The sequence below is a fragment of the Kitasatospora sp. NBC_00458 genome, from assembly GCF_036013975.1.
GTDB lineage: Bacteria > Actinomycetota > Actinomycetes > Streptomycetales > Streptomycetaceae > Kitasatospora.
The window spans coordinates 5,004,750-5,026,655 of sequence record NZ_CP107904.1 but is presented as its reverse complement, the minus strand read 5'-3'; the positions used below and the strand labels follow the sequence as shown (position 1 = coordinate 5,026,655).

Annotated in this window: 23 protein-coding genes; 7 read left to right on the top strand and 16 right to left on the bottom strand. The window is 72.7% G+C overall.

Going from position 1 to position 21,906, the window contains the following annotated elements:
* Positions 1-40: 40 nt before the first annotated feature.
* The 3 genes from ygfZ to OG550_RS20915 form a co-directional block, all read right to left on the bottom strand.
* A complete protein-coding gene (ygfZ, locus tag OG550_RS20925; RefSeq protein WP_327679755.1) occupies positions 41-1,003 on the bottom strand; it encodes a CAF17-like 4Fe-4S cluster assembly/insertion protein YgfZ in 963 nt (320 codons plus the stop codon).
* A gap of 10 nt (positions 1,004-1,013) precedes the next feature.
* On the bottom strand, positions 1,014-1,478 hold the full coding sequence (locus OG550_RS20920) for a Fur family transcriptional regulator (RefSeq protein WP_327679753.1): 465 nt from the start codon (positions 1,476-1,478) through the stop codon (positions 1,014-1,016).
* A gap of 142 nt (positions 1,479-1,620) precedes the next feature.
* Positions 1,621-2,223: an FABP family protein gene (locus OG550_RS20915; RefSeq protein WP_327679751.1), complete on the bottom strand. Its 603-nt coding sequence runs from the start codon at positions 2,221-2,223 to the stop codon at positions 1,621-1,623.
* A gap of 273 nt (positions 2,224-2,496) precedes the next feature.
* Between OG550_RS20915 and OG550_RS20910 the strand changes: the two genes are divergently transcribed.
* Positions 2,497-2,865 carry a DsrE family protein gene (locus OG550_RS20910; protein ID WP_327679750.1) on the top strand — a complete coding sequence of 123 codons (369 nt, stop codon included), beginning with the start codon at positions 2,497-2,499 and terminating at the stop codon, positions 2,863-2,865.
* Here OG550_RS20910 and OG550_RS20905 read toward each other — a convergent pair.
* From OG550_RS20905 to OG550_RS20880, 7 genes are all read right to left on the bottom strand, one after another.
* Positions 2,859-3,152 (bottom strand): DUF3099 domain-containing protein, encoded by a 294-nt coding sequence (locus OG550_RS20905; RefSeq protein WP_327679748.1) that lies wholly within the window; start codon positions 3,150-3,152, stop codon positions 2,859-2,861. The genes OG550_RS20910 and OG550_RS20905 overlap by 7 nt on opposite strands.
* Before the next feature lie 73 nt (positions 3,153-3,225).
* Positions 3,226-3,516: a DUF1416 domain-containing protein gene (locus tag OG550_RS20900; RefSeq protein WP_030397542.1), complete on the bottom strand. Its 291-nt coding sequence runs from the start codon at positions 3,514-3,516 to the stop codon at positions 3,226-3,228.
* A gap of 40 nt (positions 3,517-3,556) precedes the next feature.
* On the bottom strand, positions 3,557-4,390 hold the full coding sequence (locus OG550_RS20895; protein WP_327679746.1) for a sulfurtransferase: 834 nt from the start codon (positions 4,388-4,390) through the stop codon (positions 3,557-3,559).
* A gap of 258 nt (positions 4,391-4,648) precedes the next feature.
* Positions 4,649-4,729 (bottom strand): Ms5788A family Cys-rich leader peptide, encoded by an 81-nt coding sequence (locus OG550_RS32800; protein WP_350517234.1) that lies wholly within the window; start codon positions 4,727-4,729, stop codon positions 4,649-4,651.
* A gap of 291 nt (positions 4,730-5,020) precedes the next feature.
* A complete protein-coding gene (locus OG550_RS20890) occupies positions 5,021-5,737 on the bottom strand; it encodes an LmeA family phospholipid-binding protein (RefSeq protein WP_327679744.1) in 717 nt (238 codons plus the stop codon).
* A 205-nt stretch (positions 5,738-5,942) separates the two neighbouring features.
* A complete protein-coding gene (locus OG550_RS20885) occupies positions 5,943-7,517 on the bottom strand; it encodes a hypothetical protein (RefSeq protein ID WP_327679742.1) in 1,575 nt (524 codons plus the stop codon).
* 5 nt (positions 7,518-7,522) lie between these two features.
* Positions 7,523-7,822 carry a MoaD/ThiS family protein gene (locus tag OG550_RS20880; protein ID WP_327679740.1) on the bottom strand — a complete coding sequence of 100 codons (300 nt, stop codon included), beginning with the start codon at positions 7,820-7,822 and terminating at the stop codon, positions 7,523-7,525.
* Positions 7,823-8,503: 681 nt separating this feature from the next.
* On the opposite strand from OG550_RS20880, the gene OG550_RS20875 reads away from it, so the two are divergent.
* From OG550_RS20875 to OG550_RS20855, 5 genes are all read left to right on the top strand, one after another.
* Complete coding sequence (locus tag OG550_RS20875; RefSeq protein ID WP_327679738.1) at positions 8,504-9,238, top strand: response regulator transcription factor; 735 nt, start codon at positions 8,504-8,506, stop codon at positions 9,236-9,238.
* A gap of 124 nt (positions 9,239-9,362) precedes the next feature.
* Positions 9,363-10,409 (top strand): LacI family DNA-binding transcriptional regulator, encoded by a 1,047-nt coding sequence (locus tag OG550_RS20870; RefSeq protein ID WP_327679736.1) that lies wholly within the window; start codon positions 9,363-9,365, stop codon positions 10,407-10,409.
* A 94-nt stretch (positions 10,410-10,503) separates the two neighbouring features.
* Positions 10,504-11,715, top strand: coding sequence for a S1C family serine protease (locus OG550_RS20865; protein WP_327679734.1), 1,212 nt, complete (start codon positions 10,504-10,506; stop codon positions 11,713-11,715).
* A 72-nt stretch (positions 11,716-11,787) separates the two neighbouring features.
* Positions 11,788-12,564, top strand: a complete 777-nt coding sequence (locus OG550_RS20860) for a response regulator transcription factor (protein WP_327679732.1) — start codon at positions 11,788-11,790, stop codon at positions 12,562-12,564.
* On the top strand, positions 12,561-14,066 hold the full coding sequence (locus tag OG550_RS20855; RefSeq protein ID WP_327679730.1) for a sensor histidine kinase: 1,506 nt from the start codon (positions 12,561-12,563) through the stop codon (positions 14,064-14,066). Before OG550_RS20860 ends, OG550_RS20855 begins: the two co-directional genes overlap by 4 nt.
* An 85-nt stretch (positions 14,067-14,151) precedes the next feature.
* Here the strand turns inward: OG550_RS20855 and OG550_RS20850 are convergent, their stop codons facing one another.
* The 4 genes from OG550_RS20850 to OG550_RS20835 all read right to left on the bottom strand — a co-directional run bounded on the left by OG550_RS20850 (position 14,152) and on the right by OG550_RS20835 (position 20,194).
* The gene (locus tag OG550_RS20850) at positions 14,152-15,945 is read right to left on the bottom strand and encodes a bifunctional metallophosphatase/5'-nucleotidase (protein ID WP_327679728.1); all 1,794 of its coding nucleotides are present in this window, start codon (positions 15,943-15,945) and stop codon (positions 14,152-14,154) included.
* Between the two features lie 255 nt (positions 15,946-16,200).
* Positions 16,201-17,550, bottom strand: coding sequence for an ATP-binding protein (locus OG550_RS20845; protein ID WP_327679726.1), 1,350 nt, complete (start codon positions 17,548-17,550; stop codon positions 16,201-16,203).
* A gap of 18 nt (positions 17,551-17,568) precedes the next feature.
* Complete coding sequence (locus tag OG550_RS20840) at positions 17,569-19,143, bottom strand: SCO6880 family protein (RefSeq protein ID WP_327679724.1); 1,575 nt, start codon at positions 19,141-19,143, stop codon at positions 17,569-17,571.
* Between the two features lie 7 nt (positions 19,144-19,150).
* Entirely contained in the window at positions 19,151-20,194 is a 1,044-nt protein-coding gene (locus tag OG550_RS20835) for a hypothetical protein (RefSeq protein WP_327679722.1), read from the bottom strand.
* Positions 20,195-20,255: 61 nt separating this feature from the next.
* Between OG550_RS20835 and OG550_RS20830 the strand changes: the two genes are divergently transcribed.
* Positions 20,256-20,441: a hypothetical protein gene (locus OG550_RS20830; RefSeq protein WP_327679720.1), complete on the top strand. Its 186-nt coding sequence runs from the start codon at positions 20,256-20,258 to the stop codon at positions 20,439-20,441.
* Between the two features lie 54 nt (positions 20,442-20,495).
* On the opposite strand, the gene OG550_RS20825 is transcribed toward OG550_RS20830, so the two are convergent.
* Positions 20,496-21,323 carry a hypothetical protein gene (locus OG550_RS20825; protein WP_327679718.1) on the bottom strand — a complete coding sequence of 276 codons (828 nt, stop codon included), beginning with the start codon at positions 21,321-21,323 and terminating at the stop codon, positions 20,496-20,498.
* A 203-nt stretch (positions 21,324-21,526) separates the two neighbouring features.
* Entirely contained in the window at positions 21,527-21,877 is a 351-nt protein-coding gene (locus OG550_RS20820) for a hypothetical protein (RefSeq protein ID WP_327679716.1), read from the bottom strand.
* Between the last annotated feature and the right edge of the window lie 29 nt (positions 21,878-21,906).

Below are 21,906 nucleotides of genomic sequence, written 5' to 3'. Positions count from 1 at the left end.
GGCCGGGGCAGCCCCGGCCCGCGGTGGCCCGCGCGCCGCCCTACTGGGGGACGATCACGTCCTGCGTCCCCGGCACCCGGCCGGCGAGCAGCACCGCGTCCACCGGCACGTTCCGCTTCACGATCGCCAGCGCGATCGGCCCCAGCTCGTGGTGGCGCGCCGACGAGGTGACGAAGCCGAGCGACCGCCCCTTCGGGTCCGAGGCGAGCCGCACCTCCGTCCCGTGCGGGGGCAGCACCTCCTCGGTGCCGTCCAGGTGCAGGAAGACCAGCCGGCGCGGCGGGCGGCCGAGGTTGTGCACCCGGGCGACCGTCTCCTGCCCGCGGTAGCAGCCCTTCTGCAGGTGGACGGCGGTGGTCAGCCAGTCCACCTCGTGCGGGATGGTCCGGTGGTCGGTCTCGAAGCCGAGCCGCGGCCGGTGGCCCTCGATCCGCAGCGCCTCGTACGCCCAGATCCCGGACGCCGGCCCGTACCCCGCGGTCAGCGCCGCCAGCTCGGCCCGCGGCAGGAAGAGGTCCCGCCCGTACGACAGCTCGCGGACGGCCGCCGCGCCGTCGACGGGGGCGGTGGAGCCGGCCGGCAGGTGGACCACCGCGTAGTCGGCGGTCGCGTCGGCCACCTCGACCCGGTAGAAGAACTTCATGCTCTCCAGGTAACCGATCAGCGCCTGCTGGGTGCCGGGCTCGACGTGCGCCCAGGTGGTGGTGCCGTCGTCGACCAGGTAGAGGACGTGCTCGACGTGCCCGTTCGGGGAGAGCACCAGCGCCTCGGTGGCCTGCTGCGGCGGCAGCGCGCTGACGTGCTGGGTGAGCAGCAGGTGCAGCCAGGCGAGCCGGTCGTCGCCGGTCACGGTGACCACGCCGCGGTGCGAGAGGTCCACGAAGCCGGTGCCCTGCGCGAGGCTGCGCTGCTCGCGGAAGAGGTCGCCGTAGTGGGCGGCCACCCCCTCGTCGGTTCCCTCGGCGGGGACGGCACCGGGCAGCGCAAGCAGCGGGCTCTTCATACCGGAAAGCTTACGACTGCCCCGCGGAGCGCTTGGCGGTGCAGTCGGCGCAGCGGCCGAAGATGGCGAAGTGCTCCAGGTCGGTGTCGAAGCCGTGCTGCGCGCGCAGGCCGTCGATCAGCGGCCGGGCGATCTCGGTACCGGTCTCGGTGACCTGCTCGCAGTCCCGGCAGACCAGGTGCAGGTGGTGGTGGCGGCCGACCAGGTGGTAGGTCGGGGCGCCGTGGCCGAGGTGGGCGTGCGAGACCAGCCCCAGCTCCTCCAGCAGCTCCAGGGTCCGGTAGACGGTGGAGATGTTGACGCCGCTGGCGGTCCGCCGGACGTGGCCGAGGATCTCGTCGGGGGTGGCGTGGTCGAGGGTGTCGACCGCCTCCAGCACGAGCTGGCGCTGGGGGGTGAGCCGGTAGCCGCGTTCACGCAGGCCGGTCTTCCAGTCGCCGGAGAGCTGCCAGTCGGTGGTGCCGGTGTCCGCCACGGGTCCTGTCCCTGCCGATGTCGGGGTTCCTGAGGCAAGTGTAGGGACCGGCCGCGGGGCCGGTCCCTACCTCAGGCGCGGTGTGCTCGGCGCGGAGCGGCCGGGCTCGGCGGAGCGGCCGGGCTCGGCGGAGCGTCCGGGCTCAGCGGAAGAACGCGATGCCGTCGTCCGGCAGGTCGTTGATGTCCTTGATCAGCTGGGCCGGGCTGAGCACCTTCTTCAGCTGCGCCGACATGTACGGCCGCAGCGGCACGTTCGGGGCGGCCTTCTCGCCGACCCAGAGCAGCTCGTCGTTGACGAAGCCGTAGAGGCGCTTGCCGCCGGAGTACTCCGGCGAGCCCTCGATCCGGGCCACCGCGTCGGTGGAGACGTCGACCTGCGGCTTGCCGTCGGCCAGCTCGCCGTACCAGATCTCCACGGTGCCGTCGTCGCGGACCGAGGAGATCTCGACGCCGCGCACACCGCTGGTGCCCTGGTGGTTGCTGGTGATGCGCCAGAAGGCGTGCTCGTTCTCCAGCGGACGGACCTTCTCGCCCTCGTTGTCCAGCACCCAGGTGCGGGAGCGGAACTCCAGGAAGGGCCGGCCGTCGTGGCGGATGACGATCTCCTGGCCGAAGTTGCACTTCTCCGCACCGGAGGCCTCCTCGCCGGGCAGCGGGGCGTAGACGCCCGCGCCCTCCCAGGTGCCGAGGAGGAAGGCCAGCGGGACGACGTCCCGGTGGAGGTCAGAAGGGATCTCGATCATGTTCCTGGTCACTGTCGTCGGTGCGGGACTGCTTCAACCGTACGGCAGGCGGTCAGCGCTGGCCCTGGTAGAGCTTCATCACCGCGAAGATGGCGAACCAGGTGATCAGCACGGCCATGAGGGCCAGCAGACCGTCGAAGAAGATTTCCAGACCGGACACGGGGGGCTCCCAGGGCGGCGACAGTGTGGTGGATTTTGCTGGCGCTCACTCTATCCGCCGGGTGCCGACGGTTCTCGGTGAGCCCCACCACGTCGTGGATCTAGGGTGGCGGCATGTCGTCTCAGAAGAAGCTCGTCATCAAGGTCACCGCCGGGGCGGACGCGCCGGAGCGGTGCTCGCAGGCGTTCACGGTCGCCGCGGTCGCCGTCGCCAGCGGGATCGAGGTCTCGCTCTGGCTGACCGGGGAGTCGTCCTGGTTCGCCCTGCCCGGGCGCGCCGCGGAGTTCGAGCTGCCGCACGCGGCGCCGCTGCCGGACCTGCTGGAGTCGGTCCTGGCGGCCGGCAGCGTCACCCTCTGCACCCAGTGCGCGGCCCGGCGCGGGATCGAGCAGAAGGACACCGTCGAAGGCGTCCGGATCGCGGGCGCGCAGGTGTTCGTCAGCGAGATCATGGCCGACGGCGTGCAGGCGCTCGTCTACTGAGGGCCCTGCGGAGGTCCCTGCGGCCGCTCGTGGTCGGGGCGGTCCCGGTCGTGGCCGGGGTCGTCCCACTTCGGGTCCTCCCAGCGCGGGTCGTTCCACCAGTCGTCCTCGGGGTCCCGCTTGTTGGCGAAGACCGCGGCGGCGGGCGGGATCACCATCGCGACCACGCACATGCCGATCGCGGCCGGGACGGACCAGAACCGCACCACGCCCCAGGCCAGCACGAACAGCCCGAGGCAGACGCCCATCATGGCGAAGTAGTAGCGGTGTCGCCGTCGCGCCTGCACTCCTCCACGGTATGCCCGAGGGCCCCTGCTCGGCAGGGGCCCTCGGTACCACCGCTCCGTCCACCGGGGTGGATCAGACCGCGATCGCGACCTCGGTCAGGTTGCCCTGGGAGGCGACGACCTGGCGGTCCACGGTCTGGCCCGGGATGAGCGCCCGCAGGGTCCACTTGCCCGGGCGGGCGAAGAACCGGAACTGGCCGGTCGCCGAGGTGGGCACCTCGGCCGTGAACTCGCCGCCCTCGTCGAGCAGCCGCACGTAGCCGTTGACCGGCTCTCCGTCGCGGGTCACGGAACCCTGGATGATCGTCTCGTTCGCCACGTCAACTCCTGCCAGGTCCGGCCCACCGGCCTTCGCACCGCACATGTCTTGTCTTCCCTTCAGCCTTACGGGTGGAGCCGGTGGCTCAGTTGCCGAGCTCGATCGGCACGCCGACCAGGCTGCCGTACTCGGTCCACGAGCCGTCGTAGTTCTTCACGTTCTCCTGGCCGAGCAGCTCGTGCAGCACGAACCAGGTGAGCGCGGAGCGCTCGCCGATGCGGCAGTAGGCGATCGTGTCCTTCGCGAGGTCGACGCCCTCGGCCTCGTACAGGGCCTTGAGCTCGTCGTCGCTCTTGAAGGTGCCGTCGTCGTTGGCGTTCTTGGCCCACGGGATGTTGCGGGCGCTCGGCACGTGGCCGGGGCGCTGCGACTGCTCCTGCGGGAGGTGGGCCGGGGCGAGCAGCTTGCCGGAGAACTCGTCGGGCGAGCGCACGTCGACCAGGTTGAGGCTGCCGATGGCGGCGAGCACGTCGTCGCGGAAGGCGCGGATCGAGGAGTCGACGGCCTGCGCCGAGTACTCGGTCGCGGCGCGGGCCGGCACCTCGGAGACGAGGTCGCGGGAGTCCAGCTCCCACTTCTTGCGGCCGCCGTCGAGCAGGCGGACGTCACCGTGGCCGTACAGCTTGAAGTACCAGTAGGCGTACGACGCGAACCAGTTGTTGTTGCCGCCGTAGAGGACGACCGTGTCGTCGTTGGCGATGCCCTTGGCGCTGAGCAGCGCCTCGAAGCCGGCCTGGTCGATGAAGTCGCGGCGGACCGGGTCCTGGAGGTCGGTCTTCCAGTCGATCCGGACCGCGTTGCGGATGTGGTTCTTGTCGTAGGCGGAGGTGTCCTCGTCGACCTCGACGATGACGACCTTCGGGTCGTCCAGGTGGGCCTGGACCCAGTCGGCGTCGACCAGGACGTCGCTGCGGCTCATGGTGATGTTCTCCATCCGAGGGCGGTTGGCGGAAGGTGGTGCTGCTCCGGGGTCCCGGCCGGGGACCGGGGAGTGTGCTGCGGGGTTGCCCGACGGCGACCGGTCCGAAATTCCGTCCGAATGATGGGACGGAGGAGGATCTGCGGTAAGGCCGGGCGGTGATCTGCGGTGCACGGCGACGACGTTCGGCCAGGGAGGCCGGTCCAGGTCACCGGGAGATTCGGCGGCGGGCGGCAATTGCCCTGCCAAAGAGCCGAGTTAACGCATTCGACACAGACAGGCGGCCACGCGGCACAGGTCTACCGCCCGCCGCTTCGTGAGGTCCGTCTGTCGCTTCATGCGGACGATGCTAGGGACACCCGACGCCTGCTGTCATCAGCGTATCGAATACCGAGACCAGATGGATCATATTCTGGGATTTGACCGATTCATGGGCGTCGGGAACCGGCCGGACGCCCTACCGGCCCCGGTCAGGGAGCGGAAACGACACCGCTCCGCGGCCCGCGCTGGACAGCGCGTCTCGCGGAGCGGAACGGAGGCCGCTGCGTGCGAACCGGGCGGGAGCCCCGGCCGGGCGGCGGAGCCGGGGCCTCCGGGACACCGCCGCCACCCGGGCGCCGGCGCCGGTGGTCAGCCGATGAGCTTGACGCCCTTGCCGACGAAGGACAGCTGGAGGCCGTCCTCCTTCGGTGTGACCTCCGACAGGTTCAGCCCCGCCGGCAGCGAGGAGAGGGTGAAGCTCACCGGCTCCAGCGGCCGGCTCGACAGCCCGGCCAGCACCGCGGCCACCCCGGTCAGCCGGAAGCCCTCCGCCGTCACCGTGTTGCCCTGGCTGTGCACCGTTCCCTCACCGACCGGGACCGGCCCGAACGCGGCCTTGATCTTGCCCGGGCCCCCGTACGAGAGGGTCAGCCGGGTGTTGCCGCCCATCGAGAGCCCGGTCGCGTTCGGCAGCAGCTGGGAGGCCGGCGGCAGCAGCTGGGAGAGGTCGGCGTAGGAGATCAGCCCGGTGCCGCTGCCGTCGTCCACGGTGGCACTGCTCTTGTTGTCGCTCACCTTGACGCCCGAAAGCTTCGCCCGGAACGAGTGCAGCGCCACCTGGTGGCTGCCGTCGCCGACGGTCAGCCCGTCCGCGGAGATCCGCACCTCGTCCAGCTTCATCGACACGACCTGGGTGAGGAAGGGGAAGCCCTCGATCGACACGTCCGGCCGCTGGCTCATCCGGCCGCTCTTCACCAACTGGTCGGCGGCCTCGTCCTCGGCCACCCCGACCGCGACCCGGTCGGCCCCCACCAGCACTCCCGCGAGCACCGCCAGGCCGATCGTCGCCTTCACCCAGCCGCGCATCGTTCTCCCCCGTCGTCGCCGGTCGCCGTGTCCGGCGCCGGAACCGCTCGCCGTGCCCGGGCCGGAACCGGCCGGTCCGGAGCGGCCGCTCCCGCACGACCGTACGACGTCCCGCCCCGGAGCATGGTTCCGGGGCGGGACGTCGTCCAGCACGTGCAGGTCGGGCGGCCCGCCCCGGGCAGGACGGGCCGCCGGACCGGCCGGATCAGCCGGCCAGCAGTTCGGTGGCGATCCACACCAGCGGCGCGGCCACCGCGAGCGGCAGCGCCACGCCCGCCGTCATGTGCACGAACCGGGACGGGAAGTCGTACCCGGCCACCCGGCGCCCGACCAGCGCGCCGATCCCGGCCGCCACGCCCAGCGCGGGCGGCGCGCCCACGGCCAGGCCGAGGCCCACCGCCGCCAGCAGGCCCAGCACCGGGCCCAGCGGCTTCGGGCCCGGCAGCGGCGCCGCCGCCAGCAGGGTCGCCAGCGCGACCGCACCGACCGCCGCCGGCACCCAGTCCGCCAGCAGCAGCGCGGTGCACAGCACCGTCACCACGGTGGCCGATCCGAGCACGGTGAGCGCGTAGAAGCGCTCCTTGGGATCGGCCGGCCGGAACGTCTGCAGCACCAGGACCAGCAGGAAGAACCCACCGAGGGTGCCGACCACCGCCCCCGTGCCGCCGTCCGCGTCGGCGAGCAGCACCGCCACGTCGGCCACCAGGCCCGACAGCGCCGCCAGCGCGATGCCCTGCCGGGCCGGCCACATGCCGTTCAGCCGGAACCAGCCGGCCGCCGTCAGCACCTGGAGCAGCGCGACCACCAGCGCCAGCGCCCACTGGCCGAGGGCCGCACCGCCGGCCAGCAGGGCCGCCGCGCCGGCGGTGATCAGGGCCGGCTGGAGACCCGGGTCGATGATCGGCGAGCCGGTCCGGGCGGCGCCGGAGGGCGCGGCCGGTGCCGCGGGCGCGGGGGGCGACGGCGGCTGCGCGGGCAGCCCCGGGGCGGGCGCGGCCGGCGGCGCGGTGTACGCGGCGGGCGGGGCGTGCCCGGCGGGCGGGGCCTTCCGGGCGGCGCGCGCGGCCCGGGCGGCGCGGGCCGTGGCCGGATCGGTCGGGGCGGGAAGCGGCGGACGCTTCAGCGTCATGGTCGGCGGGTCGAAGGCCTGGGCCTGCGCCTGGGCCTGGGCCAGGTCATGGGCCTGCGCCTGGGCCAGGTCCTCGGCCCGGTCCTGGCGCTGGGCCTGCGGCATCGCCCCCGCCACGGTGACGGGTGGCAGCAGCGCGGTCGCCGCCGCGTCGTCACTCGCCGGAACCGGCGGGAGCAGCGCGGTCGCGGCATCGTCCACGGCATGCCCGGCGTACGGGCCGGCGCCGTACGGCTGGGGCTGCGGCTGCTGCTGCTGAGGCTGCTGCTGGGGTTGTCCGTACGGGCTCTGCCCGCCCTGGACCGGACCGCCCTGGACCGGACCGCCCTGGGACTGCCGGCCGTACGGCTGGGGCGCGGGGGACTGCTGCCCGTACGGCGCCGCGGCTGGCTGCTGCCCGGGACGTCCGCCGTAGGGCGCGTGCCCCGCCTCAGGGGCGTACGGCTGCGCCGCGAGCCCCTGCTGCGCATACGGATCCGGCGCGTACGCCTCCTGCGGGGCGTACGGGTAGGGGGACTGCTGCTGCGCCTGGTGCGCCTGCGGGTGCAACGGCGGCTGCGCCTGCTCGTACGGGTACGGCTGCTGGGGCTGCTCGTACGGGTAGGGCTGCTGCGGCCGGCCGTCCGGGGCGGGGTCGTTCCTCTCCGTCACGCCGCTCACCCGCCCGCGAACGGGGGGAGCACCTCGACCGTGCCGCCCTCGGTGAGGGCCACGGCCGCGTGGTCACGGCCGCCCACCGGCGAACCGTCCACCAGGTAGGAGCAGTGCCCGAGCAGCCCGACGAGCTTCGGCCGGTCCGCGTGCCGCTCCCGGACCGCCGCCAGCGCCTCGGCCAGGGTCGCCGCCCGGTACGGCTCCTCGGCCAGCCCGGCCTCCGACTTCGCCGCCGCCCAGTAGCGGATCGTCCCGCCCACCCGGGTGGCGCCGGCCGGGTCGTGCCCGGTGGTCGCGCCCATGGCAACCCCTTCTCGTCGTCCTCGCCCGGGCCCGGTAACCCGGCCGGGTCCACCACCGGAGCGCCCGCACCCCCACCCGAACGGTGTACGCGCACAGGTGCCGCCGATGTGCGTCCCATGATGGCCTGTTCGCCCGCGCGACCGGCAACCGCCCTGGCCCGGCGCCCTCCACCGGCCCCGCGAAGCCGTGATCAGGCTCACCCGGCGCACGCCCGAAAAGGCCGAACCGCCGGATTCGAGCCCTCCCGGGCCGGGGAGCGGTCGGCTATCCTCGACCCCTGAGAGGGATCCGGGCAGAGTCGCCCCCGGATCCTTTTGTGCTTTCAGGACGCCAGTACGGACGTTCGTGCGAATCGTCGGCCCACCCCCGGCGTGCCGCAGGAACCGCCCCGCCACGAACGGCACAACGACGTGCCGGGGACAGGCCGGGGTGTCGGAACCCCGGCTCCGGGCCGCCGCCCGGGACGGGACAGGACCGGAAGGTTCGCGGATGAGCAGAGCAGGATCGGTGCGTCGCGGGTTGCGGGACCCCCGGCGCGCGCCCGGTTCCGCCGTGCGCACCAGCGAGTCCTCCGGATCCCCCCGGGTGTCCGCCCCCTCCCCCACCTCAGCACGTGCGCCATCCGGCTGTGGCGGCAGCCGTAACGCGACCGCGACGACCCGGAAAGGGGACTACCGGGTATGAGTTCTCTGCTCCTCCTCACCAACGCACTGCAGCCCTCCGCGGAAGTACTGCCCGCCCTCGGCCTGCTGCTGCACAACGTCCGGGTGGCCCCCGCCGAAGGGTCCGCCCTGGTCGACACCCCCAGTGCCGACGTCATCCTGGTCGACGGCCGGCGTGACCTGCCGCAGATCCGCAGCCTCTGCCAACTGCTCCGCTCCACCGGCATCGGCTGCCCGCTGATCCTGGTGGTCACCGAGGGCGGCCTGGCGGCGGTCACCGCCGAATGGGGCATCGACGACGTCCTGCTCGACACCGCCGGCCCCGCCGAGGTCGAGGCCCGGCTGCGGCTGGCCATGGGACGGCTCCACGTGGTCACCGACGACAGCCCGATGGAGATCCGCAGCGGCGACCTCTCGGTCGACGAGGCCACCTACTCCGCCAAGCTCAAGGGCCGGGTGCTCGACCTCACCTTCAAGGAGTTCGAGCTGATCAAGTACCTCGCCCAGCACCCCGGCCGGGTCTTCACCCGGGCGCAGCTGCTGCAGGAGGTCTGGGGCTACGACTACTTCGGCGGCACCCGGACGGTCGACGTGCACGTCCGGCGGCTGCGCGCCAAGCTCGGGGTCGAGCACGAGGGGCTGATCGGCACCGTGCGCAACGTCGGCTACCGCTTCGTCGTCCCCGAGAAGCCGGACAAGGGCGAGCGGGCGGAGACCGCCTCGCTGCGCTCCCCGGCACCGCTGGAGGCCTGACCCGCCGGCCGGGCGGGAGCACCCGCCCGGCCTGTCCGGATTCGCCCCGTGCTGTCCGGCGGGCGCCGCACGACGGCCGCGGTCCCCACTGCCCCGCCGCACGCCACACGCGTAGACTCCCCCCGTGGCCAAAGTGACGCGCGACGATGTAGCCCGACTGGCTGGTACCTCGACCGCGGTCGTCAGCTACGTCATCAACAACGGGCCGCGCCCGGTCGCGCCCGCCACCCGGGAGAAGGTCCTCGCGGCGATCGAGCAGCTCGGCTACCGGCCGAACAGCGTCGCCCAGGCGATGGCCTCCCGCCGCACCAACCTGATCGGCATGGTCGTCCCGGACGCCCGCCAGCCGTTCTTCGCCGAGATGGCGCACGCCGTCGAACGCGCCGCCTCCGAGCGCGGCAAGCTCGTGCTGATCGGCAACTCCGACTACGTCGACGACCGCGAGGTCCACTACGTCCGGGCCTTCCTCGGCATGCGGGTCTCCGGCCTCATCCTGGTGAGCCAGGGCCCCTCCCAACGGGCCGCCGAGGAGTTCGCCGCGATGGAGGGGGCCAAGGTCGTGCTGCTGCACCGCCGGCCCGAGGCCATCGACGACGTCGCGGTGGTCACCGACGACGTGGGCGGCGCCGAGACGGTCGTCCGCCACCTGCTGGAAGAGCACGGTCACCCGTACGTGGCCTGCTTCGGCGGCCCCGTGGAGTCCCCCGCCCCCGGCGACCCGGTCATCGACCACGTCGAGGGCTGGCAGCGCGCCATGGACGCGCACGGCCTGCCCACCGAACCGCACCTGATCGACGCACCCTTCCACCGGTACGGCGCCTACGACGTCGCGCTCGGCGTGCTCGGCTCCCCCGACCGCCCGCCGGCGATCTTCTGCTCCACCGACGACCAGGCGATCGGCGTGCTGCGGGCCGCCCGCGAGCTCGGCCTCCGGGTACCCGAGGACCTCGCGGTGGCCGGCTTCGACGACGTGCCGGAGGCCGCGCTCGCCGACCCGCCGCTGACCACCGTCGCCTCCGACCGGGACGCGATGGCCCGGGCCGCGGTCGACCTGGTGCTCGACGACTCGCTGATGGTGCCCGGCTCGGACACCGAGCGGGTCCGCAAGTTCCCGTCGCGCCTGGTCATCCGGCGTTCCTGCGGCTGCTCGCCGGCCGGCCCCGCGGCCTAGCCTGACCAGGCTTTATGAGAAGTCAACGGGCTTCTCGGGGCGTTCTGAGCGCACTCTCACCGGATTCTCATCCGGCGGGCGGACGTTGGTCCGCATGAGCGATCACGAGCAGCACCACCGCGGCACGCAGGACCACGACCCGTACACCGGCTCCCACGGCTCCCCGGACCCCCGGGGCCACCAGGACCCGTACGCCCACGGCGCCCCGTACGGCCACGGGGACCCGCAGGTCATCCCGGGCACCGTGCTCGGCAGCACCACCCACCAGGACCCCGGGTACCCGGCGGCCGGCACCCCGTCGGTCGGCACCCCGCCCCCTCCGCCGCCCGCCGCCCCGCCGGTCCCCCCGGTGCCGCCGACGCCGTACGGGCCCGACGGGGTCGGCGGCCCGGCCTCCCACGGCGGCCGCGCCCGGCGCGGACTCCTGCGCGGCCGGCTCGCCCTGGTCACCGCCGTCGCCGCGGTGGCCGCCGTGCTCGGCGGAGTCACCGGCGGCGTCGTCGCCGCCCAGGAACACGGCTCGGCCAACCGCACCGGCACCGTCGCCAGCCCGGTCGCCGCCCGCTCCGACGGCAGCGCCGACGTCGCCGCCATCGCCGCGGCCGTCTCGCCCAGCGTCGTCCAGATCGCCGTCCAGACCCCCAACGGCACCGCCACCGGCACCGGCGTCGTGCTCACCGCGGACGGGCAGATCCTCACCAACTACCACGTCGTCTCCGGCGCGGCCTCCGGCGGACAGATCACCGTCACCTTCCACGACGGCTCCACCGCCCGCGCCACCCTCACCGGCACCGACAAGAGCCTGGACGCCGCCGTGATCACCGCGAGCGGCGCCAAGAAGCTCACCCCCGCCGCCCTCGGCGACTCCTCCGCCGTCTCGGTCGGCGACCCGGTCGTCGCCATCGGCAACCCCGAGGGCCTCACCGGCACCGTCACCTCCGGCATCATCAGCGCCCAGCACCGCGAGGTCACCGTCCAGCTCGACGAGGGCACCACCAGCGGCAACGGCGGCTTCGGCTTCCCCAACCTGCCCGGCCTGCGCGGCACCACCCAGCCCACCGGCGGCGACACCACCACCTACCAGGCCTTCCAGACCGACGCCGCACTCAACCCCGGCAACTCCGGCGGCCCGCTGATCAACGCGAACGGGCAGGTCATCGGCATCAACTCGGCCATGTACTCGCCCACCGGCGCCGGCGCCACGGCCGCCGGCAGCAGCGCCGGCAGCGTCGGCCTGGGCTTCGCCATCCCCATCGACGACATCAAGCAGGTGCTGCCGAAGCTGCAGTCCGGCCAGAACGTCTGACGACGTCCGACAATTGACCCGAGCAGGCCCTCCCGCCCCCGCCCACGAGGCCCACAGAAAGGGCAACCGCCCATGACCCCGTCCGTTGACGACCGCACCCACGCCGAGCCCGGGCAGCAGCCCACCGCCCGGCTCCTCGTGGTCGACGACGAACCCGCCCTCCGGGACGCCCTGGAGAGCAGCCTCGCCTTCGAGGGCTACGAGGTCACCACCGCAACCGACGGCTACGAGGCGCTGGAATCCGTCGAACGCGACCGCCCTGACCTCGTCCTGCTCGACATCATGATGCCCCGGATGGACGGCCTCACCGCCGTCCGCCGGATGCGCTCCCGCGGCGACACCGTCCCGGTGCTGATGCTCACCGCCCGGGACGCCGTCGGCGACCGGGTCACCGGCCTCGACGTCGGCGCCGACGACTACCTCGCCAAGCCCTTCGAACTCGACGAACTGCTCGCCCGGGTCCGCGCCCTGCTCCGCCGCAACGCCCTCGCCACCGAGGCCGCCGCCCGGGCCGCCGCCGTCGAGGAGGAGGGCGACGTCCTCGCCTTCGCCGACCTGCGGATGAACACCGCCACCCGCGAGGTCACCCGGGCCGGCCGCGCCGTCGAACTGACCCGCACCGAGTTCATGCTGCTGGAGATGTTCCTCTCCCACCCCCGGCAGGTGCTCACCCGCGAACAGATCCTCAAGGCGGTCTGGGGCTTCGACTTCGAGCCCTCCTCCAACTCGCTGGACGTGTACGTGATGTACCTGCGCCGCAAGACCGAGCAGGGCGGCCTGCCCCGGCTCATCCAGACCGTCCGCGGGGTCGGCTACGCACTCCGCCCGGCCACCGGCACCCTCACGTGACCCCCGCGATCCCGCCGCCCCCGCTAGCACCGCCCCGCGTCCCGCACCGGCCGCGCCGCCGCTTCGTCACCTGGTACCGCGCCCGCTCACTGCGCAGCCGCCTCACCTTCCTGACGGCGGCGGCCGTCGCGGTGGCCATCGCCGCCTCCGCCCTGGCCTGCTGGTTCATCGTGGAGGAGCGGATGTACGGCGTGGTCAACAGCGACCTGGAGACCGTCAGGGGAGGCGGGCCTCCTGCCGAGTTCGGCGACTGCGCCAGTACCCCGCAAGCCGCACTGAGGAAGGTACAGAGCGAAGGTCGACAACCGACAGCCGGCGGGCCGGCTGCCAGGGACACCCAGTACGTCATCCCCGGCCCAGCCACCCTTTTCTGCCTGCCGCCCATAGCCACCAAGGCGATCGTCCTGGAACCGGACGACATGAAGATCTTGGAACTCAAGCCGAACCAGTTCGTCATCCGTGACGGGCACTACACCAATGGCGAGCCTGCCAAGGTCCGGGTCTCCTGGGACCGAGTCAACCCGGCCCTTCCTCCCGCACTGGTGATGGTGGCGACGCCGACCAAGGCAATCGAGGACTCCCTCCGCCAACTCGCCTTCGTCCTCGGCGGGGTGGCGCTCGGCGGGGTCATCCTGGCCGGGCTGGCCGGCCGGCTCGTGGCCCGCTCCGCGCTCAAGCCCGTCGACCAGCTCTCCGACGCCGTCGAGCACATCGCCCGCACCGAGGAGGTCGGCAGCACCATCCCCGTGCACGGCGAGGACGAGATCGCCCGGCTCTCCACCTCGTTCAACTCGATGAGCACCGCACTCGCCAACTCCCGCGAGCGGCAGACCCGTCTGATCGCCGACGCCGGGCACGAGCTGCGCACCCCGCTCACCTCGCTGCGCACCAACGTCGACCTGCTGATCCGCAGTGACGAGACCGGCCGTCCGCTGCCGCCCGCCACCAAGACCAAGCTGCTGGGCAACATGAAGGCCCAGATGCAGGAGCTGACCGCCCTGATCGGCGACCTGCTCCAGCTGTCCCGCCCCGACTCCCCCAAGCCGGTCCGGAACCTCGCGGTGGTCGCCCTGCACGAGATCGCCGAACGGGCCGTCTCCCGGGCCAGGCTGCGCGGCCCGGGGCTGGTCTTCGAGACGGCCGCCGAGCCCTGGTTCGTGCACGCCGACGCCGCCTCCCTGGAGCGGGCGGTGATCAACCTGCTGGACAACGCGGTGAAGTACAGCCCGCCGGGCGGGACCGTGGAGGTCCGGCTCCAGCAGGGCGTGCTGACCGTCCGCGACCACGGTCCGGGCATCCCGCCGGACGAACTGCCGTACGTCTTCGACCGGTTCTGGCGCTCGCCGTCCTCGCGGCAGCTCCCGGGCTCCGGGCTGGGGCTGTCGATCGTGGCGCAGAGCGTCCGCGAGGCCGGCGGCGAGGTGGCGCTCGGCCCGGCGCCGGACGGCGGCCCGGGCACGCTGGCCACCGTCCGGCTGCCCGGCGCCCCGACCGCCGGCTGAGCCAGGACGCCCCGGACGTGCCCGGACGTACGGAGAGGGGCGGGGCGCCCCGACAGCGCCCCGCCCCTCCCCTGCCGGCTCACGGTCAGCCGATGGAGCTGCCCGGGCCGATGACCTTGATCCGGTCCTGCGCCGGCACCTGCAGCGGCGCGGCGGCCGAGCTGTTGGCGCCGAGGTAGGCGGCGAAGACGTCCAGGTCGGAGGCGCCGACGAGCTTGTCGGTGCCGGCCGCGAAGGCCGGGAAGCCGTCGCCACCGCCGGCCAGGAACTCGTTGGCCGCGACCCGGAACTTGGCGGCCGGGTCGATCGGCGCGCCGTTCAGCCGGACCGAGTCGACGACGAGCCGCTCGGCACCCTTGTTGCGCATGTCCAGGGTGTAGGTGAGGCCCTTCGAGGACTGCAGGATCTTCGGCGAGGCCTCGTTGGAGCCGCTCACCTGCTGCTGGAGCAGCTGGATCAGCTGGGCCCCGGTCAGCGTCTTGACCTGCATCATGTTGGTGAACGGCTGGACGGTGAACGCCTCGCCGTAGGTCACCACGCCGTCGCCCTCGGCGCCGCTGGCCTTGTAGACCAGGTCGGCGCGGATGCCGCCGGGGTTCATGAAGGCGATCTGCGCGCCGCCCTTGTCGGCGGGCGCGAGCCCGGCCAGCTGGGCGTCGGCGATCACGTCACCGAGCGGCTTCTCCGGGTCGTTGTTGCCCCGGCCGTTGACGTCCGCGGCGATGTAGCCGAGCGGGCGGTTGGCGATCGGCGCGGCCAGCTTGGAGTAGTGCGAGATCAGCTCCGTCATGTCCGGGGCCTTCTCGACCGTGCGGCGCACGACGTGGTTCTCGGCCTTGACCGACGGGCGGACGATCGCGCCGGTGGTCTTGTCGAGCTTCAGGTCGATCTCGGTGTAGAGCCGGCCGAAGGAGGCGGCGCTGGTCACCGAGCGCGGCACGCCCTGCGGGTCGGGGATGGTGCAGGCGTACGCGTTGTGGGTGTGGCCGGTGACGATGGCGCCGACCGCCGGGTCGATCTTCTTGGCGATGTCGACGATCGGGCCGGAGATGCCCTCGCCCGCCGCGCCGCAGTCGTAGTTGTACGTGCTGCTGGCCGGGAGGCCGCCCTCGTGGATCAGCGCGACGATCGAGTTGACGCCCTTGGCCTTCAGCTCGGCGGCGTACTTGTTGATCGTGGCGACCTCGTTGCCGAACTTCAGGCCCTTGACGCCCTCGGCGGTGACGATGTTCGGCGTGCCCTCCAGGGTGACGCCGATGAAGCCGACCTTCACGCCCTGCGACTTGGTCACCCAGTACGGGGCCAGCAGCGGCTTGCCGGTCCTCTCGTCGAGGACGTTGGCCGACAGGTAGTTGAAGTTGGCGCCCTTGAACTTGCGCCCCTCCTCGTAGCACCCGTCGACCGGGTGGCAGCCGCCGTCCTGGAGGCGGCGCAGCTCGGCGGCGCCCTCGTCGAACTCGTGGTTGCCGACCGAGGTGACGTCCAGGCCGAGCTTGTCCAGCGCCTCGATGGTGGGCTCGTCATGGAAGAGCGCCGAGGTCAGCGGGGACGCGCCGACCAGGTCACCGGCGGCGACGGTGATCGAGTCGTCGGCCGGTATGCGTGCCTGGCGCAGCGCGGTGGCCAGGTACTCGACGCCGCCGGCCGGGGTGCTGACCGTCTGGCCGGTGGCCGGGTCGACCTCGCGGATGGTGCCGGACGAGCCGGCCGGGGGCTCCAGGTTGCCGTGCAGGTCGTTGATGGCCAGCAACTGGAGGTTGACGGTCTTGGGACGCTTGGCGTCCGCGGCCTGGGCCGCGGTGGGCACGGCCACCGTGCCGACCAGGCCGGCGGCGGCGACGACGGCCAGCGCCGCGCGTCGGGATCTGACGGAGAGCATGTAGGGGTCCCCTGCAGCTGAGAGAGAGCGCCCTGCTGTGGACGGGTCCGGGCGGGCGCTGAGTGTCGTTGCGCGAGTGCAGCCTAGAGTCAACGCGCGTAGCTGTCAGGACCCTGGACGTAACGACAGGGTTACCTACTGACGAATCGTCGTCGGACTTTCCCTCCGACGGACCCCGGAGGCCCCCCGGCGGGCACCCGCCACCGGCGCCTCCGGAGCGCGCGCCGGGGCGCCGGAAGCACCCCCGGCGCCGGCTCAGACGCCGGGCTCGGCCGCCAAGTGGCGCTCCGCACGGACCCGTTCGGCCACGGCGTCCTCGGTCATCGCGCGGTCGGTGTAGACCAGTGGGCGCTCCGCCTCGGTGATGATGTGCTTCACCACCTGGACGTTCCCGTTGACGTCCCAGACCGCGATGCCCGGCGAAAGTGTGGGGATGATCTCCACCGCCCAGCGCGGCAGACCCAGCACCCGGCCGGTGGCCCGCGCCTCCTCCGCCTTCTGCATGTAGATCGTCCGGGTGGAGGCCATCTTCAGGATCGCCGAGGCCTCCTTGGCCGCCGCGCCGTCCACCACGTCCGACAGGTGGTGCACCACCGCCACGAAGGAGAGGCCCAACCGGCGGCCGAACTTCAGCAGGCGCTGGAACAGCTGGGCCACGAACGGGCTGTTGATGATGTGCCAGGCCTCCTCGACCAGGAAGATCCGCTTCTTCCGGTCCGGCCTGATCCAGGTGTGCTCCAGCCAGACCCCGACGATCGCCATCAGGATCGGCATCGCGATCGAGTTCCGGTCGATGTGCGAGAGGTCGAAGACGATCAGCGGCGCGTCCAGGTCGATGCCGTCGGTGGTCGAACCGTCGAACATGCCCCGCAGGTCACCGTCGACCAGCCGGTCCAGCACCAGCGCCACGTCCAGGCCCCAGGACTGCACCTCGTCCACCGCCACCCCCAGCGACTCCACCGAGGACAGCTCGGGGTTGCGCAGGGTGTCGATGATGTCGTCCAGCACCGGCTGCCGGTCCAGCACACTGGCGACCACGTGCGCGTGCGCGGCCTTCAGCGCGAACCCCGCGCGCTCCTCCAGACCCCGCCCCATCGCCACCTCGACGATGGTGCGCAGCAGCGACAACTGCCCGGTCTGGGTGATCGCCGGGTCCAGCGGGTTGAGCTTCACCCCGCCGTCCCGGGCCGCCATCGGGTCCAGCCGGATCGACTTTATGCCGAGCGCGTTGGCGATCAGGTTCCACTCGCCGACCCCGTCCTCGCCCTGCGCGTCCAGCACCACCACCTGCCGGTCCCGGAACCGCAGCTGGCGCAGCACGTAGGTCTTCTCCAGCGCGGACTTGCCGTTCCCGGACTCGCCGAGCACCAGCCAGTGCGGCGCCGGAAGCTGCTGCCCGTACAGCTGGAACGGGTCGTAGACGTACCCCTTGCCGCTGTACACCTCGCGCCCGATGATCACGCCCGAGTCACCCAGGCCCGGCGCGGCCGTCGGCAGGTAGACCGCCTGCGCCTGGCCGGTCGAGGTGCGCACCGGCAGCCGGGTGGTCTCCACCTTGCCGTACATCAGGCTGGTGAACGCGTCGGTGAGGTTGCCGATCGCCATGCGGGGCCTCCAGGTGGATCAGCGGCGGATGCCGGTGGCGAACGGCAGGGTGTTGACGAAGGCGCGGTGGTGCTCGCGGTCGCACCACTCCAGCTTCAGGTAGCTCTTGCCGGCCGAGGCGCGGATCGTCCGCTTGTCCCGGGCCAGCGCGTCCGGGTTGCGCGAGGAGACCGTGATGTAGCCGACCAGGTTGACCCCGGCCGCGCCCGACGCCAGGTCGTCACCGCGCTGGTCCACCCGGCCGGTGTGGGCCAGGTCGCGGGGGTCGACCGTGCGGTTCATCTTGGCGGCGCGGCTCGCCTCCGCCTCGTCGTTGGTCTTCTCGGTGAGCATCCGCTCGATCGCGACGTCGGTGGGCTCCAGGTCCATCGTCACCGCCACCGTCCGGATCACGTCCGGGGTGTGCACCAGCAGCGGCGCCAGGAAGTTGACGCCGACCGGGGTCAGCGGCCACTCCTTGACCCACGCCGTGGCGTGGCACCAGGGCTCCCGGGTCGCCGACTCGCGGGTCTTCGCCTGGAGGTACTGCGGGTGCGTCGCGTCCAGCTCGGCCGGCCAGGCGTTCCGCTTCGACATCGCCTGGATGTGGTCGATCGGGTGGTCCGGGTCGTACATCGAGTGCAGCAGCGAGGAGAGCCGGGCCTGGCCCAGCGGCTGCCGCACCCGGATGTCCGCCTCCGCCAGCCGCGCGCAGATGTCGGTCAGCTCGCGGGCCATCACCGCGGCCAGCCCCTCGTCGTCCCGCGCCCGCCGCCCGGTCGCCGTCCGGCCCATCGCGTGCGCCTCGGCCGCCAGGTCCCGGGTGTAGTGCATGCACGCCACCAGGTACGCCCGGTGCTGCTCGGAGGAGGTCGACACCATCGACTGCAACTGGTCGTACGAGTCCTTCAGCCAGCGCGGCGAATCCGGGTCCCCGCGCCGCTCCACGTCCTTGGCGTGCGCGTCCGGGTCGGCCGGCAGCGTGCGGGCGAGGATCTGCAGCCTGGTCACGAAGCCGTCCCCGTTGGCGACGTGCTTCAGCAGCGTCCCGAACCGGTCGACCAGCGCCTCCTGGTCCTCCGAGTCCCGCAGCCCGACGCCCGGGCCCTCGATCTCGATCGCCGCGGTCACCGTGCGCCGCTCCAGGTGCATCAGCACCCCGACCTCGTCCGGCCCGAACGGCGCGGCCAGCCAGCGCAGCCGCCCGACCCCCGGCGGCGGGCCGATCTCCACCTCGCGGCCGTCCAGCCGCGTCCCGGCGTCCATCACCTCCGACTTCCACACCCCGCGCCCGCTGCGGACCGTCCGGCGGTAGGTGCGGTTGATCTCCACCCACTTGTAGAACGTCCGGCGCCGGTACGGCACGTAGACCGCCGCGATCGCCAGCAGGGGCAGGCCCACCAGGCCCCCGATCCGCAACGGCAGGATCGGCATCATCAGGCCCCAGACCATACCGAGGAAGGCCCCGAAGATGATCAGCACGATCTCGCCGGACTCGCGGTTCCGGCCGATCGGCGCGTTCGGGCGGGCCTTGCCGATCAGATAGGTACGGCGCTGGTGCACGTACGACTGGGCGTACTGGGCACCGTACTGGCCGAGCGGTTCGCTGCTCACTTACCCGTCACCCTCCCTTCGCTGGATTGCTGTCGCGGATCGCCCCCGCGGCCTGGGCCGGCGGCCCGGCCTGCTGCGGCGGCGCGGGCGTCCGCGCCGCGTGGGCGGCGATGCCCGGCGCGACCGAGCCGCCGCCCCCGCCCGAACCGCCGCCGCCCGGCTGCGGACCGCGGTCGCCGTGGGTGGTGATGCCCTGCTTCATCAGGTTCGCGGTCCCGTTGATCATCGCCGATCCGGCCGACACCGCGCTGGCCCGGGCCTGGCGCATGTTCACCATCTCGTCGCCGAAGCCCGGCACGAACCGGTACACGGCGGCGCTCGCGAAGATCGACAGGAAGAGGATCGCCAACCCCGACAGCACCCGGGCGAAGTCGTCGGTCGCACCCGCCCCGGCCGCCACCGCACCGGCCAGCCCGAGGATGATCACGATGATCGGCTTCGCCAGGTCCACCGCCACCATCAGCCCCGCCCAGCGGCGCACGTGCTTCCACAACTGCTTGTCCACCAGCCCCGCGTACACCGCCGTCCCCAGCAGCGCGCCCACGTACAGCATCGCCGCCCGGATCAGCAGCTCGATCCAGAGCACCGCCGCCGCCAGCACGGCCACCAGCGAGACGATGATCAAGATCAGCGGACCGCCGCCCATGTCACCCTTCTCCAGGGTGTCCGCGAACCCCCCCAGGTACGTCCCGGTGTCCGACTTCGTCCCCACCGCGATCGCCTTGGTCAGCCCGTCCGTCGCACTCACCACGGTGTACAGGATCAGCGGCGTGAACGCCGAGGCCACCACCGTCAGCCAGAGGAACCCGATCGCCTCCGACAACGCCGTCGCCAGCGGCGCCCCGCGGACCGCCCGCTTGGTCACGGCCAGCAGCCACAGCACCAGGGTGATGATCGTCGACGCGGCGAACACCACCGCGTACTGCTGCAGGAACGACGCGTTGGTGAAGTCCACCTCCGTCGTCCCGTCGATCGCCCCCGACAGCTTCCGCACCACCCACGCCGCGGCCTGCGCACACCCCTTCGCCAACGACCCCAGCGGATCCGTCACACCCCCCACCGTCCCACTCCCGGGGATGGAGGCCCCCCCGCCGGGCTTGTCGACGCAGAGAATGCCGTTTCCCGAGATCGGGAGGTCAGGGCAGTTCGCACTGGGTGTGGCCGTCGGCGTCGCACCGGGCGACGGCGTCGCCGTCGGTGACGGCTCGGCGAACACCCGCTGCGCCACGAGCAGCGCCCCGAGCTGGAGGGTCGCCACGGCACCCGCCACCGCGCCGGCCCGACGGGCGGTGCTGTGACCGGAAGGCGTGGCGACGGCACCTCGGCGCGTGCTACGACGGTTCGGTACGTGGTCAGCGGGCATAACGGAAACCCCCGAACTGCTGGACGGCGCCGGTGATCTCCTCGGCGGTGGCGGCCTGCTGGTCGCCGGGCATGGGGGCGGGGCCCTGCCGGCTGGCGTAGTCGGTGAGCTTCCAGTCGCTGCCCGTCCAGCGGAGCGTGAAGGTGAGCGTGAACCAGTTCGCCACGACCGGCAGGACGGACCGTTCGCCGGCGAGGCCGGTGAGGCCGGTGCACCAGACTTCGACCTTGGTCTCGGCGTCGCTGTAGCCGACTGCCTTGGTGCCGACCGGAACGGTGCGGCTGACGAAGGTGAGGCCCTTGGGCGCGCGGCCCTGGGCGTCGAGGCCGTAGCGGGTCACGGTGTCGCCGCCGAACCCCTGGTCCAGGCGGGCCTGGAGGGCCGGGGCGGCGGCGGGGTCGGCGATGGTGGCGACGATGGTGTGACGGCTGTCGGCGCGGAACATGTCGGTGGAGCCGATGGCCACCGCGTAGTTGGCCGCGGCCGACTGGGCGCCCTGGTCGGTGTGCGGGTGGCCGGCGGCGATGCCGTTCGTGGTGGTGGCCACGGGCTGGTCGCCGCTGGGCGCGGGGCCCGCGCCGGAGGCGGCGCTCGGGGCGGCCCGGTCGGCGGAGCCGGCCGCGGTGGCCGTGGTGGTGGTCGGGTCGGGCTTGCCCCGGTTGGCGATGGAGATCGCGACCACCAGGAGGGTGACCACCGCCAGGACCGTCATCAGGGTCCTCAGCGGCCGTTGCTGACGGCTTGTCGCGAGGGACGAGGGCTGTTCACCGACCGGCAGCCGCGTACGGGTGTGCGGCTGGTCGTCGGACAACGGCACGGCGGCCCTCCTGGTGCGGGGAGCCGGGGTGGCTCCGGGGGCCCCTCCGCCCGTGGGCGGGCGCGGAGGGAGGGGTGGTGGGGTGGACTCCCGGCGGGGCTCCGACGGGTCGCGGCCGGCGGCCGGTCGTCCGGTCAGGCGGGCGGTCCGGTGGCGGGCAGCCCCCGCCTCCCCGCTCCGTCACCGCCGGATCTGTCCGATCGTCAGATGGCCATTCCGTACACAATGGTGAACAGAGTTCCGAGTGATCCGATGATGAACACGCCGGTCAGACCGGCGATGATCAGCCCCTTGCCCTGCTCGGCACCGAAGCTGTCACGCATCGCGGTCGCACCGATCCGCTGCTTGGCCGCACCCCAGACGGCGAGGCCGAGGCAGGCCAGGATCGCCACGGCCATGACGACCTGGACCATCACCCGGGCCTCGGAGCCGAGGCTCGCGAACGGGCCCCAGTCCGGGGCGATCCCGCCGATGATGGTGTCGATATTCGGCTTCTTAGGAGGGTCCTCGGCCAGGTGGCCGATCGCGATGCTGTCCACGCTGCTCAGGTTCATTTCCATCTCACCGCCCGATCAGGCAAATT

What these genes read in the sequence shown, in the direction of transcription:
- OG550_RS20845 (WP_327679726.1), bottom strand. Translation starts at nt 17,550, where the DNA reads ATGGCGATCGGCAACCTCACCGACGCGTTCACCAGCCTGATGTACGGC.
- OG550_RS20830 (WP_327679720.1), top strand. Translation starts at nt 20,256, where the DNA reads ATGCCGTTTCCCGAGATCGGGAGGTCAGGGCAGTTCGCACTGGGTGTG.
- OG550_RS20820 (WP_327679716.1), bottom strand. Translation starts at nt 21,877, where the DNA reads ATGAACCTGAGCAGCGTGGACAGCATCGCGATCGGCCACCTGGCCGAG.
- OG550_RS20910 (WP_327679750.1), top strand. Translation starts at nt 2,497, where the DNA reads ATGTCGTCTCAGAAGAAGCTCGTCATCAAGGTCACCGCCGGGGCGGAC.
- OG550_RS20875 (WP_327679738.1), top strand. Translation starts at nt 8,504, where the DNA reads ATGAGTTCTCTGCTCCTCCTCACCAACGCACTGCAGCCCTCCGCGGAA.
- OG550_RS20865 (WP_327679734.1), top strand. Translation starts at nt 10,504, where the DNA reads ATGAGCGATCACGAGCAGCACCACCGCGGCACGCAGGACCACGACCCG.
- OG550_RS20890 (WP_327679744.1), bottom strand. Translation starts at nt 5,737, where the DNA reads ATGCGCGGCTGGGTGAAGGCGACGATCGGCCTGGCGGTGCTCGCGGGA.
- OG550_RS32800 (WP_350517234.1), bottom strand. Translation starts at nt 4,729, where the DNA reads ATGAAGCGACAGACGGACCTCACGAAGCGGCGGGCGGTAGACCTGTGC.
- OG550_RS20860 (WP_327679732.1), top strand. Translation starts at nt 11,788, where the DNA reads ATGACCCCGTCCGTTGACGACCGCACCCACGCCGAGCCCGGGCAGCAG.
- OG550_RS20880 (WP_327679740.1), bottom strand. Translation starts at nt 7,822, where the DNA reads ATGGGCGCGACCACCGGGCACGACCCGGCCGGCGCCACCCGGGTGGGC.
- OG550_RS20915 (WP_327679751.1), bottom strand. Translation starts at nt 2,223, where the DNA reads ATGATCGAGATCCCTTCTGACCTCCACCGGGACGTCGTCCCGCTGGCC.
- OG550_RS20900 (WP_030397542.1), bottom strand. Translation starts at nt 3,516, where the DNA reads ATGTGCGGTGCGAAGGCCGGTGGGCCGGACCTGGCAGGAGTTGACGTG.
- ygfZ (WP_327679755.1), bottom strand. Translation starts at nt 1,003, where the DNA reads ATGAAGAGCCCGCTGCTTGCGCTGCCCGGTGCCGTCCCCGCCGAGGGA.
- OG550_RS20850 (WP_327679728.1), bottom strand. Translation starts at nt 15,945, where the DNA reads ATGCTCTCCGTCAGATCCCGACGCGCGGCGCTGGCCGTCGTCGCCGCC.
- OG550_RS20895 (WP_327679746.1), bottom strand. Translation starts at nt 4,390, where the DNA reads ATGAGCCGCAGCGACGTCCTGGTCGACGCCGACTGGGTCCAGGCCCAC.